Below are 12,597 nucleotides of genomic sequence, written 5' to 3'. Positions count from 1 at the left end.
ACAGCAGCCTTGCTCGCATCATGCTTGGCAGCTTGCAACGAAGCACCGGCGGACAGAGGTGATGCCGTAGCGAAGGCGATGGAACGTGCATGTATAACCCCTTCCGATACCGCAATCCGTATTGAAGGAGGCACTTTCGCTATGGGCCAGGAAGGGGTCTACAGCGAAGAGGGGCCGGTCCGCCAAACGACGGTCGATGGATTTTGGCTGGATGCGCACGAAGTCACCAATCAGCAATTCGGCGAGTTCGTAGAAGCAACCGGGTATGTAACGGTGGCGGAGAGACCAGTCGATACTGCGGCTTTCGGCGTCCCGATTGATCAGATACCGCCTGATCTTCTCAAGCCGGGTTCAGCCGTTTTCACTCCGCCCAATCGACCATCTCAAAACTATGCCGATTGGTGGGAGTATCGCCCCGGCACGAACTGGAAAAAGCCGTATGGCCCCGCCGGACAAGACTATCGATCCGAAGAGCCGGTTGTACATCTCGCCTATGAGGACATGAAAGCCTTTGCGAGTTGGCGGGGCGGACGGTTGCCGACCGAGGCTGAATGGGAATTTGCAGCCGGGGCAGGCGAGCCTTCGAGCACGGACCAACCCGAAGAGGCCAACAGTTGGCAAGGCCCGTTCCCGATGGTCAATCAGGAAACCGATGGCTTCGAAGGTATCTCCCCCGTCGGATGCTATAAGCCGAACCCACACGGTCTTTACGACATGATTGGCAACGTGTGGGAGATGACATCCGATCTGTATCGGGCAGGCCATAACCTAAAGGATCGCGAGAACCCGAGGGGTCCAAGCGAAAACGCTGCTTACGATCCACACAACCCTGGATTCATATCACGCGTAATCAAAGGCGGAAGCTATCTTTGTGCTCCGAATTACTGCCAGAGATACCGCCCCGCCGCACGCAGCGGTCGCGATCCGGGAATGGGCGCAAGCAATGTCGGTTTTCGATTGGCGTACGATGAGAAGCCATTTGCGCGCTGAGATCGGCGGGCTTGTTACATTCGAACGACAGCCGTTCCATTCGAATGGTGGGCGCGGCAAGGATTGAACTTGCGACCCCACCCGTGTGAAGGGTGTGCTCTACCACTGAGCTACGCGCCCGCCCCGGATGTGCCGTCAGGGCAGGGGCGGGCCTTTACGAAAGCGCAGGCGCGTTGGCAAGCGGAAGGTCATCGTCAGTCGGTAACCATTGCGAGCAGTCGGACCAGCCAGCCAGTCGACTCACGCGATCCATGTGTCGCTGCACTGACGGGGGCTGGGCAACCGAGGCAGTAGGCCTGCGCTCCGCTCGTTCCCATGAAGCGCTCCATATCGGCACCCATCCTCGCCAAAGCGGCCTGATTGCGCCGCGCGAACAGCGCGAAGACGTCGGCCCGCTGGACGCTTTCTTCCCCGGAAAGCCACTGCCGTAGCAGGGCATCGGTGGCACTCGGCTGGCGCCCGAGATAGGCGGCGTGCCATTCGCCATCGCCGAGGCCAGCGCGACCGGCAACCCAGGCGAGGGCTTCGTCCATGCCGCCATACTGATCGACCAGGCCGATCTGCCGGGCGCTTCCGCCGTCCCAGACACGGCCCTGCGCGATGCGCTCGACAGCGGCCGGGGTCATGTTGCGTGATGTTGCAACGAGCGAGGTGAAATCGCGGTAGCCGTTTTCAATGCTCGCCTGGAATACGGCTTCCATTTCAGGTGTCAGCCCGCCGATAAGATCGGGCTGACCCGAAAGCGGCGAGGTGCGCACCCCATCGCTGGTTACGCCGATACTAGCGGCGGTCCGTTCGAAAGTGGGGAGGACGGCAAAAATGCCGATCGATCCGGTGATGGTTTCCGGCTCCGCGAAGATCCGGTCAGCGGGTGTGGAAACCCAGTAGCCCCCGCTGGCCGCGACATTCGCCATCGAAACCGCGACAGGAATGCCCTTCGCCTTGTGGCGCTCGATCGCCTCGCGAATTTCCTCGCTTGCCAGTACCGATCCGCCCGGCGAATCCACGCGCACCACCAGCCCCGCAAGGTCGCGGGCCAGCGCTTCGTCCAGCAGATCGGCGATCCGCGTGCCGCCTGCCGTGCCAGGGCCGGCATCGCCGTCGACGATCGGCCCGGCGACAGTGATGACGCCGATCTCGCGCCCGGTCGTCGGGTACGGGTTGGCCTGTAACCAAGGCTGAAACTCGGTGGCGGGATAAGCGCCGGGAAGCTCGCTCCATTCATCGCCGCCGACGAGTGCGACGACCCGTTCCTCGAACGCGGTCTTGCTGCCGATCTTGTCGACCAGCCCCGCCTGAAGCGCCGCGGTGGCGAGATCGCCATCGGCATTCTGCACGAGCGCAACGGGATCGGTCACGATGCGCTCAAGCTGCGCCTTGGGTCGCGCTTTCTTGACGTTGGCCTGCCATTCTTCCCACAGCGCACCGTACAGCGCGGCATAGTTTTCGCGCGCTTCGGGCGACATGGAGGAGCGGGTATAGGGTTCGACCGCACTCTTATATTCACCGACCTTGAAGACATGCGCGTTGACGTTCAGCCGCTCGATCAGACCGGCGTAATATTGCGTTTCGCCGCCAGGTCCGGTCACTACGGCGACGCCTTCGGGATTGACCCAGACCTCGCTTGCATGGGCGGCCAGCATCATCGCGGAATCCGCGTAGGCGGTGGCATAGGTAAGCACGGGTTTGTCGGCCGCGCGCACCCGGTCCATCGCCGCGCCGATCTCCTGCATGTGGACCTGGCCGCCGCCAAGGAACAGGTCGAGATCGAACACGACCGCCTTGATCCGCGCATCGTCCGCCGCCGCGTTCAACGCGTGGACGAGATCGCGCACCTGATACTCGCCGACCGGCGCTTCGGATGCCAGCAGGGCAGAGAGCGGATCGATCTCGGAGCGTTCCTCCACCACCACGCCGTCGAGCTTCAGCAAGAGCGCGCCTTCGCGCACTTCGGCCGGGCTGGGCCGCGAAGTGAGGATGGCGAACAGGGCCCAGAAGAACAGCAGCATTAGGAGGAGGACGAGGCCGTCCTTGATCCCGACCAGCAAGCGCCAGACCTTGCCCGCAAAATGCATTCCGTATCCCTTTGAATTGCGCGTTTCGATCCGCTTAGGCGAGGGTGGGGCGGGGCGCCACCCGAATGTGCTTGAGGGGGCTATGGCACTCGATTAAGGGCATGGCTTTAATGACAGCTTCGTCCGCCCCGCCGCCTGCGACCCGCTATCCGCCGGGTGCACAGGCCTTCCCGCACCGCGACCTGCTCGGCATCGGCCATCTGCAGCGGCACGAAATCCTGTTCCTGCTCGACGAGGCGGAACAGTGGATCGCGCTCAATCGGAAGAGCGCCAAGCACGCCGAAACGCTGGCGGGGCTGACGATCATCAACGCCTTCTTCGAGAATTCCACCCGAACCCTGCTGAGCTTCGAGATCGCGGGGAAGCGGTTGGGCGCGGATGTGGTCAATATGCATGCCGCGACCTCCAGCGTGAAGAAGGGCGAGACGCTGATCGATACGGCGATCACGCTGAACGCCATGCGCGCCGATGCAATCGTCATCCGGCACGGATCGAGCGGGGCGACGGCCCTGATCGCGAGCAAGGTGGATTGCCCGGTCCTCAATGCGGGCGACGGGCAACACGAACACCCGACGCAGGCGCTGCTCGATGCGCTGGCCCTGCGCCACGCGCTGCGCGAACGGGGCGAAACGGCGGACGATTTCACGGGCCTCAAGGTCGTGATCTGCGGCGACATCCTGCATAGCCGGGTCGCACGTTCGAACCTTTTGTGCCTGCAAGCGCTGGGCGCGACGGTCCGATTGTGTGCGCCGCCTGCACTGATGCCCTCCGGCATCGCGGAGATGGGCGCGGAGGTTCATTACGATTTCGATAAGGCGCTCGCCGGTGCCGATGTCGTGATGATGCTGCGGCTTCAGGCCGAGCGGATGAGTGGGCAGTTCATCCCGTCCGAGCGGGAATATCACCATCTCTATGGCCTGACGCGCAAGCGCCTCGCCGCGGCGGCGAACGATGCGCTGGTGATGCATCCCGGGCCGATGAACCGCGGGGTGGAGATCGACAGCGACGTCGCCGATATGCTCGACCGGTCGATCATCACCCGGCAGGTGGAGATGGGCGTCGCACTACGGATGACCTGCCTCGACGTATTGACGCGCCGTCGGCGCGGAATCGCGGGTTGGGGAGACGGCGCATGAAGCAGGCCGCGCCGCTTACGATTGTGAACGGGCGCATTGTCACGCCCGAGGGCTTGCAGGACGGGGCCGTTCGGCTGGTGGACGGCATGATCGAGGAGATCGGCGATGTCGCACCGCTGGATGGCGACGAGACGCTGGATGCAAGGGGAAAACTAATTGCTCCCGGCCTCGTCGATTGCGGGGTGTTCGCGGTCGACAAGCCGGCATTCCATTTCGGCGGGATCACGCGCGCCGCCTTGATGCCCGACCAGACGCCGGCGCTCGATCTCCCGAGCCGCGTCTCGTACATTGCGAAAAGCGGGAAGCCCGATCTCTGGGTGCATCCGCTGGCCGCCGCGACGCGGGATTTGGGCGGCGCGCAGATCGCCGAGCTTGCTTTGATGCGCGAGGCGGGTGCGCGCGGTGTTGCCACCGGGCGGCGCTGGATCGCCGACAGCGGGACGATGCTGCGCCTGCTGCAATATGCTGCGATGCTGGATATGCCGGTCGTCGTCCATGCAGAGGACGGCGGATTGACCGGCGATGCAGTGGCGACGGCGGGCGAATACGCGACGCGCAGCGGCCTTCCCAGCGCCCCTGCCGAAGCCGAAGCCATCGCCATCGCGCGCGACCTTGCGCTGGCACGGATGTCTGGCGCCCAAATACATTTCCGGCAGGTGACGACACGCGCCGGCCTCGATCTCGTGCGCCGCGCCAAGGCGGCAAGCGAGAAGGTGACGGCCGGGGTGACGCCGGCGCATTTCATGCTGTCCGACCTCGCGACTGCCGATTTCCGCACCTTCGCGCGCCTCTCCCCGCCGCTGCGCTGTGAGGACGATCGGCATGCGGTGCGCGAGGCGATCGCGGACGGCACGATCGACATCGTCGCCAGCGGCCACGATCCGCGCGGTCCGGAAGACAAGCGCTTGCCCTTCGCGGATGCGATGCCGGGTATGGCGGGGGCGGAAACGCTTCTGGCCATGGTGCTGGGCCTGGTGCGCGACGGCCTTATCGACACTGTGCGCGCCTTCGACCTTGTCGCCCGCGCGCCTGCCCGATTGCTGGGCGTGAAAGCCGGGATGATTGTTCAAGGGGCGGAGGCGGATATCGCCATCGTCGATCCCGAAAAGCCTTGGATCGTGCAAAGCGAGAAGATGGAAGCGAGTGCTGGCAACACTCCGTTCGACGGTCAGCCGGTGCAGGGCCGGGTCCTTGCATTGTTCAAGGGCGGGGTTCGCATCGAAGCCTGAAAAAAGCCCCCGCAAGTTGTGCGGGGGCGGTTGGGTATTCGGTGGAGGAGTTGGATGCGCGGAGCGTTGAATTACCGCGCTGCTACCCGGATATTTCCGTTGGAGAGTGCACCGGGAAGCGGATTGCTCGCCGCATAGGCAATGCAGCCGCCCCCTTTGCCTTTGACGGTGGAGCACATGGCCCGCGCCGAATGTTTCGCGAAGCCGGTTGCAGCGACCCGGTAGTAGATTTTTCCGCCCACGCGCGCCTTCGTGATCGAACGCTTGGCATTGCCGAGTTCGGGATAGTTCCGCTGGAACTTGCTCCACGCCGCCTGGGCGTCGGACATCGAGAAATACGAGCCGAGCTGAATATTGTAGTCACCGGTGCCGAGCGCGATCTGCGGGACCGGGCTGGGCTTGGCGTTGCGGGGCGTCGTCGCATTGGCGGTCCGGCGCGGTGCCGGAGCGCGCTTCGCCGTGTCTGGCAGCGGCTGGACCACTTCGCGGCTGACGAAGCGCGTACCGCCGACCATTCGGCCCGGCGCGGCCTCCGGTCCTTCGGCATAGGCCACTTCACCTAAATCAGCGGGAGCGGCCGCATCGCTGTCGAGCGCCGGCAGCTCGCTCGCCATGGCGAAGGCGGACGCTTCGGCGGACGTATCTGATGCTGCGAAAGCTTCGGTAGCAAGTTGATCGATGCTGGGATTGTTCGACAGTGCGAGCATCGAAGGCTGGCCCGCATCGTTTTGCATCTCGACACCGAGGAGATGGGCGACGCGAACACGGCTGTTTGCCGGGTTGGCGAGTGCGCCCCATTCGGCCATGCGCGTGCCGAGTTCTCCGGCAGGCACGTCCTGCGACGCCATCAGGCGCGCCTCTCGCCACTGGCCGGCCATCGCGTAGGCATAAGCAAGGTTCTGCCGCGTCTTCGCCGTGTTCTCGCCGCCACGGATGGCGTTGCTCAGGATATGGACACCGCGCTGCGGCTCGCCGGCCAGCGCGATGGCAAGACCGAAATCGGCAGGATCGATCGCCGCTTCCCAGCGCTCCAGCGTTTCGACTGCCGACCGAGAATCCCCCATTCCGGTCTGTGCGAGTGCGAGGCTGATGACGGTGCGCGGCGAGGTGTCGCCAAGCGCGATCGCGTCGGAAAAGCTCGTCGCAGCGGAAAGGAACCGGCCGTCTTCCAGATAGGCGTTGCCCAGCAGGACGCGGGTCTGAGCATCGCGAGGTGCTGCGAGCACCGCCGCTTCCGCATGGCGAACCGCCTTTTCGCCCTTGCCCTTTTCCAAGGCGACCTGCGCCTTCGCGGCCGAAGCCGACGCAGTGGGCGCAACCTTTCCGGTGCAGCCTGCCAGCGCCGTCGTGGCGAGCGCGGTGGTCACGGCGAGGCGGACGAAGCGGGTGTTTCTAGTCTTGGTCATTCTATCCCCCTGAAGGCGATCCCACGCATCTTAAGGTTTCGGTCTTTTGGGCGGTCACTTCGGCTAGCGTTTCACCTGCGCGGCGAGAGAAGCAATTTCCGGCATTTCGGCGAGCACGCCGTCAAGCGCATCGCTTACGAGCTGTTGTGCGCTGCAACCTCTTACAGTGCATGCGAGCTTGAGCATCAGGTGGCGCTGCTGATCGAGGCGGAGCGTGAAGGCCGCACGGCGCGCGCTCGTAATGACGGCCTTGGGCCGCGGCGTCGGAACGGGGTCCGGCTCTGGCTCGGCGGGCACGACCGTCGGCTCCTTGGCTTTCTCTTCCGGTGGAACGGTCAGCGAGGCGAAGACCTTCGGTTCGCTCTCCGCGTCTTCGACTTCCGGCGTCGTCTCCATCTGCTGCGCGATACGGTCCAGCGATTCGCGAACGTCGTTGCGGCTCTCGCCGTCGATTTCCGTATTGTCGCCGAAGGAGATGACCTCGGCGAACTTGTATTCATTCGCCTCATCCGCGGGTTTCGGCGATGCAGCGGTGAGCGCCGTGGCACCTTCGCCCATGTCGTTCCAGCCGAGATCTTCCAGATTCGCGGCGGCGGCTGCGCCGTTCACCAATCCGGGGATGGTCGATTGGGGACGCATGGCGGGCTTGGCCCCGCCCTTGCGCGCAAGCAGGGTCGAGGAAAGGGAAGCAAAACTGGCGTCAGTCATCCGGCAGTCCTCCGCCTGAGCGTGTCTCTTACTGCGCCACCCGGCGACCGAAGCCACCGGCGGGGCGATACGCACCGGCCATCACCGATTGCGAGTTGGGCGCGGCGAAAACCGTGCGGCGGAAATTCTTTTCGAGACGATCCGCGATGTATTTCCACAGCGCGGTGACCTCTGCGGCCGAGCGGCTTTCCGGATCGACTTCCATCACCGTCCGTCCGTCGATCATCGAAGCGGCGAAATCGGTGCGATGATGAAGGGTGATCGGCGCGACCGTGCCGTGCTGGCTCAAGGCCACCGCAGCTTCGGAGGTAATCTTGGCCTTCGGCGTCGCCGCATTGACGACGAAGATCAGCGGCTTTCCGGCCCGTTCGCAAAGATCGACCGTGGCCCCTACGGCGCGCAGATCGTGCGGGCTGGGGCGGGTCGGCACGACGATCAGTTCGGCCACCGAGATTACCGACTGGATCGCCATGGTGATGGCGGGCGGCGTATCGATCACCGCGAGCTTGAAACCCTGCTGGCGCAGGATGGCGAGGTCGTTGGCAAGACGCGCCACCGTGGTCTGCGCGAAGGCGGGCAGTTCCGCCTCGCGCTCGTTCCACCAGTCGGCGAGCGAACCTTGCGGGTCGATGTCGATCAGGACGACCGGGCCTGCACCTGCAAGCTGGGCCTGAACGGCCAAGTGTCCCGAGAGCGTGGTCTTACCCGATCCGCCCTTTTGCGATGCCAAAGCCAGTACACGCAAGGCTGGTCCCCCTGATTGCGCCTGTTCGATCCGATGCCGCATCGAAATTATGCGGCGACTTCGAGAACCGAATTCGCAGACTAGAACTAATTTTGCGTTAATCGCGGACCGGCTTTTCGCGCGGCGGCGGGCGGGGCGTCAGGCAATGTTTTGCTAACCAAGGCGAAACCGCTAAAAGGCGGCGTTCGAACGACGGGGGGATTTCAATGACGGTTCGTTGGGGTTTGAACGTTTTGGTCGGCGCCGTCTTGTGCACGGCCGCACCGCTTGCCGCCGATACGCAGGCCGGCGTCGATGCTTGGGAAGCCGGCGATTACGAGGCGGCCGTGCGCGAATGGGAAGGCCCTGCGGCGATGGGCGATCCCGATGCGATGTTCAATCTCGGCCAAGCCTATCGTATGGGCCGAGGGGTCGAGACCGATACGGTCAAGGCGGAAGAGTTGTATGCGGCCGCTGCCGCCAAGGGCAATCTGCGGGCAGCGGACAATTACGGGATCCTCATGTATCTGCGCGGCGAGCGGAAGGCAGCGTTCGGCCTTTTGCAAGGGGCGGCATCGCGCAACGATCCGCGCGCCTATTATCTGCTCGGCACGGCCTATTTCAACGGCGACGGCACCGAGCGCGACTGGCCGCGCGCCTATGGCTACATGACGCTCGCGAGTCGCGCGGGCCTGCCGCAAGCGAGCGATGCGCTGACGAACATGGAAGAAAACCTGCCACCGGAAGACAAGGTTTCCGGCCTCAAGCTGGTCCCGGCGCTGGCACAGGGCGGCGATATGGCGACGACGAACGTGGCGAGCGCCGAATCACCCGCGGTTCGGCAAATGCCCGAGGGAGGGTTGTCCTCCGAATGGAAGGTCCAACTCGGCGCCTTCGCGGTAAATGGCAACGTCGAGCGGATGTGGCGCAAGGTATCGGGCAGGCCCGAACTGGCCGGAAAGACGCGGCTGGACGAGCCCGCCGGAAAGCTCACCGTGCTTTATGCGACCGGGTTCGCGAACCTTGCGGAAGCCCGGCGCGCCTGTCGTTCGCTGAAGCGCGGCAAGGTCGAGTGTCTCGTGACACGTTAGCAAATGCCGAAGGGGGAAAAATGACGACCTATACGGACGAGGCGGCCGCTGCCGTCGATCAGCCCGAACCGGTGGCGGTGGCCGGCAATCGCATCGGAAGCCTCGATTTCATTCGCGGCATTGCGGTGATGGGAATCCTCGCCGCCAATATCGTCGCCTTCGGTCAGCCGTTCCAGGCCTATATGTTTCCCGGCGCGTTCACTACACCGCATGGCGAAGCGGAAAACTGGATGTGGGTCGCGCAATTCGTGGCGATCGACGGGAAGATGCGCGGGCTGTTCTCCCTCCTGTTCGGGGCGGGGCTGTACCTGTTCATGGAGAAAGCGTGGGAGCGCGGGGCGGGGCGGGGCCTTCAGGCGCGGCGGCTTCTGTTCCTAGGGATTTTCGGCCTGATCCACTTCTTCCTGATCTGGCGCGGGGATATCCTGTTTCTTTATGCCTGCGCCGGACTTGCCGCCCTGCTGTTCATCCGGCTGAGCGCCAAGCGGCAGATGGTTTTGGGGGTCGTTGGCTATATCGGGGGCGCCATCCTGTACGGCATTTTCACGATCCCTTTGCAGTTCGTGGCCGACACGCCGCAGGACGATGCGCCTGCGGCGGTGGTCGAAATGCGCGAGGGGCTGGAGAAGGGCAAGCGGGTGGACCTCGCCGATGCGGCCGTGGAGGATCGACTGCACGAGACCGGCTCCTATGCCGACATCGTCTCCCACCGCGCAAGCGAACACTGGGATGATCTGGCCGCAACGCTGTTCCTGTTCGCCTTTGAGACGCTGCCGCTCATGCTGATCGGCATGGCGCTATACCGGTTCGGCCTGTTCGACGGGCGTATGGATCGGCGCAAGGTCTTGCTATGGGGATGGGCCGGACTGATCGTCGGTGGCGCGCTGACCCTGTGGATCGCGATTGCGACGAAGAATGCCGGGCTTACCTATTACGGAACATTGGCCGCGTTCTCCGGCTGGTCGCCCATTCCGCGGCTTCTGATGACGCTGGGTTTAGCCGCACTGCTCGCGCTGTGGGGTGCGCGGGCGAGCGGCTGGCTGGCGGAGCGCGTTTCGGCTGCGGGCCGCGCTGCGTTCACCAATTATCTCGGTACTTCGGTCGTGATGATGCTGGTGTTCGACGGCTGGGCCGGCGGCCTGTTCGGGGACCTGACGCGGGGACAGCTCTATCTCGTCGTGCTCGCGGCATGGGCGCTGATGCTCGCGTGGTCGAATTCGTGGCTGGCGCGCTATCGCTACGGGCCGCTCGAATGGCTGTGGCGCTGCCTTACCTATGGCAAGCGGTTCGCGCTGCGGCGCTAGGTCCGCTCGCGCCGCCGCTTCATGCGCTCGCGATTACGCAAGGCGGCGGTGCGGGTTTCGAACACGAAGGAAGTCAGACCGCCGATCAGAAAGATCATGGTGAGCATCCACATGCTCGCCACCAGCGTACCCAGCGGAAAGTAGACGAAGGCGCTGACGAACAGCAGCATGATCACGATGCTGATGGTCAAGGCCGCCGCTGTGCTGAGCATGACCGCGCGCTGCGCATGGACGCGGCGTTTCTCGAGCGCGGGCAGGTCCTGCGTCAATTCGCCGGCTTCGCCCGCCTCGTCGGCGATCAGGATGCGGTCGATCCGGTTGGCGACCCAGATCAAGCGATTGGTCATCACGTTCATCACCGCCCCGATCCCGGCCAGAAGGAAAGCCGGTGCAAGGCTCAGCTGCACGACATGCTGCACCCGCACGGTGGAGCTCGTGCGCTCGATCAGATCGAAGCCGAGGGAAGCGGAAAGAAGGAGTTCGAGCGGCGGCATCAGTCGGTCTTGTACGGGTTCTTCGGCGATTTCAGCACCACGCGGATCGGCACATGCTGGAAGCCGAGAGAAGCGCGGATGCCGTTGACGAGATAGCGTTCGTAGCTTTTTGGCAGCGCGTCGAGCTTGGTGCCGAACACCACGAAGCGCGGCGGGCGGGTGCTGGCCTGCGTAATATAGCGCAGCTTGATCCGGCGGCCCTTGGGCGCGGGCGGCGGATTGGCCATCAGGGCATCGTCGAACCAGCGGTTGAGCGCGGAGGTCGAGACGCGTTTCGACCATTCCTCGCGCAGGTCGAACGCGGCGCCGAGCATCTGGTCGAGCCCCTTGCCGGTCTTCGCGGATACGGCGAACAACGGCACGCCGCGAAGCTGCGCCAGCCCTTCGCCGAGCGCGGCCTTGATGCCGTTGAACAGGGACGAAGCTTCCTCTGCCACGTCCCACTTGTTGATCGCGATCATCAGCGCGCGCCCTTCTTCGAGGACGATATTGGCGATTTTCAAATCCTGCGATTCGAGGCCGCGCGTCGCATCGAGCAGGAGGACGACCACTTCCGCGAAATCGATCGCACGGCGCGCATCGGCGACAGAAAGCTTCTCCAGCTTTTCGACCACCAGCGCGCGTTTGCGCATCCCGGCGGTATCGACGAGATGGATGTCGCGCCGCTCGCCTGATCTAGGATCGGTCCATGTCCAATCGACGGCGATCGAATCGCGCGTAATGCCGGCTTCGGGGCCGGTGAGGAGGCGATCTTCGCCGAGGAGCCGGTTTATGAGGGTGGATTTGCCCGCATTGGGTCGTCCGACGATGGCGAGCTTGAGCGGACCGCGCGAAGCTTCGTCTTCTTCCTCGCTATCTTCGACAGGCGTGTCGAGACGGTCGCCGCCCTCGGCCTTTTCGCCGATAATCGGCCATAAGCCGCCGAACAGATCCGCAATCCCTTCGCCGTGCTCCGCCGAAATGCCGAGCGGTTCGCCGAAGCCCAGACTGTAGCTTTCGAAGATGCCCGCTTCGCCCGCCTTGCCTTCCGCCTTGTTGGCGACGAGCACCACCGGCACCGGCTGCGTATGAAGCCAGCGCCCGATCTCCTCGTCCATCGGCGTGAGGCCCGCACGCGCGTCGATGACGAACATCGCCGCATCCGCGCCTTCCAGGCTCACCTCGGTCTGCTGCCGCATCCGGCCGGGGAGGGTTTCGGCGTCCTCGTCCTCCCATCCGGCGGTGTCGACCACGGTGAACTCGAGACCCGCGATCTCCGCATCGCCGAGCCGCCGGTCGCGCGTGACGCCGGGCTGATCGTCGACCAGCGCGAGCTTCTTGCCCACCAGCCTGTTGAACAGCGTGGACTTGCCCACATTCGGGCGGCCGATGATGATGACCTTGGGTTTTTCGGGAGCGCTCATAGCAACAGCGCAAGTGGCCCGTCCTTCGGGCCTTGGC

General features: G+C 64.3%; 11 protein-coding genes and 1 tRNA gene. 5 read left to right on the top strand and 7 right to left on the bottom strand.

The features are described 5' to 3' along the window. Window positions 1-78 precede the first annotated feature (78 nt). On the top strand, window positions 79-990 hold the full coding sequence (locus tag E3U23_RS02420; RefSeq protein WP_279349584.1) for a formylglycine-generating enzyme family protein: 912 nt from the start codon (window positions 79-81) through the stop codon (window positions 988-990). 45 nt (window positions 991-1,035) lie between these two features. Here E3U23_RS02420 and E3U23_RS02415 read toward each other — a convergent pair. Together E3U23_RS02415 and sppA are read right to left on the bottom strand one after the other, a co-directional pair. Further along, window positions 1,036-1,110 (bottom strand) — tRNA-Val (locus tag E3U23_RS02415). Window positions 1,111-1,184: 74 nt separating this feature from the next. After that, the gene (gene sppA / locus E3U23_RS02410; RefSeq protein WP_279349582.1) at window positions 1,185-3,065 is read right to left on the bottom strand and encodes a signal peptide peptidase SppA; all 1,881 of its coding nucleotides are present in this window, start codon (window positions 3,063-3,065) and stop codon (window positions 1,185-1,187) included. A gap of 110 nt (window positions 3,066-3,175) precedes the next feature. Between sppA and E3U23_RS02405 the strand changes: the two genes are divergently transcribed. Both E3U23_RS02405 and E3U23_RS02400 read left to right on the top strand, forming a co-directional pair. Further along, entirely contained in the window at window positions 3,176-4,201 is a 1,026-nt protein-coding gene (locus E3U23_RS02405; RefSeq protein ID WP_279349692.1) for an aspartate carbamoyltransferase catalytic subunit, read from the top strand. Beyond that, the gene (locus E3U23_RS02400; protein ID WP_279349581.1) at window positions 4,198-5,430 is read left to right on the top strand and encodes a dihydroorotase; all 1,233 of its coding nucleotides are present in this window, start codon (window positions 4,198-4,200) and stop codon (window positions 5,428-5,430) included. The genes E3U23_RS02405 and E3U23_RS02400 overlap by 4 nt, the downstream gene beginning before the upstream one ends. Window positions 5,431-5,501: 71 nt before the next feature. On the opposite strand, the gene E3U23_RS02395 is transcribed toward E3U23_RS02400, so the two are convergent. From E3U23_RS02395 to E3U23_RS02385, 3 genes are all read right to left on the bottom strand, one after another. Beyond that, complete coding sequence (locus tag E3U23_RS02395) at window positions 5,502-6,836, bottom strand: SPOR domain-containing protein (RefSeq protein WP_279349580.1); 1,335 nt, start codon at window positions 6,834-6,836, stop codon at window positions 5,502-5,504. Between the two features lie 63 nt (window positions 6,837-6,899). Continuing rightward, complete coding sequence (locus E3U23_RS02390; protein WP_279349579.1) at window positions 6,900-7,544, bottom strand: hypothetical protein; 645 nt, start codon at window positions 7,542-7,544, stop codon at window positions 6,900-6,902. Between the two features lie 28 nt (window positions 7,545-7,572). Continuing rightward, a complete protein-coding gene (locus E3U23_RS02385) occupies window positions 7,573-8,289 on the bottom strand; it encodes a ParA family protein (RefSeq protein ID WP_279349691.1) in 717 nt (238 codons plus the stop codon). Window positions 8,290-8,495: 206 nt separating this feature from the next. On the opposite strand from E3U23_RS02385, the gene E3U23_RS02380 reads away from it, so the two are divergent. Beyond that, window positions 8,496-9,359 carry an SPOR domain-containing protein gene (locus tag E3U23_RS02380; RefSeq protein WP_279349578.1) on the top strand — a complete coding sequence of 288 codons (864 nt, stop codon included), beginning with the start codon at window positions 8,496-8,498 and terminating at the stop codon, window positions 9,357-9,359. 20 nt (window positions 9,360-9,379) lie between these two features. Beyond that, window positions 9,380-10,663, top strand: coding sequence for a DUF418 domain-containing protein (locus E3U23_RS02375; protein WP_279349577.1), 1,284 nt, complete (start codon window positions 9,380-9,382; stop codon window positions 10,661-10,663). Here E3U23_RS02375 and E3U23_RS02370 read toward each other — a convergent pair. Then, entirely contained in the window at window positions 10,660-11,157 is a 498-nt protein-coding gene (locus tag E3U23_RS02370) for a DUF2721 domain-containing protein (RefSeq protein WP_279349576.1), read from the bottom strand. The two genes, E3U23_RS02375 and E3U23_RS02370, sit on opposite strands and share 4 nt — an antisense overlap. After that, a complete protein-coding gene (gene der, locus E3U23_RS02365) occupies window positions 11,157-12,560 on the bottom strand; it encodes a ribosome biogenesis GTPase Der (RefSeq protein ID WP_279349575.1) in 1,404 nt (467 codons plus the stop codon). The genes E3U23_RS02370 and der overlap by 1 nt, the downstream gene beginning before the upstream one ends. Window positions 12,561-12,597 lie beyond the last annotated feature (37 nt).

It is taken from the genome of Erythrobacter litoralis (assembly GCF_029760855.1).
Taxonomy (GTDB): domain Bacteria; phylum Pseudomonadota; class Alphaproteobacteria; order Sphingomonadales; family Sphingomonadaceae; genus Qipengyuania; species Qipengyuania litoralis_A.
Note: the sequence above shows the minus strand (reverse complement) of the source record. Positions and strands in the feature narration are given on the sequence as shown.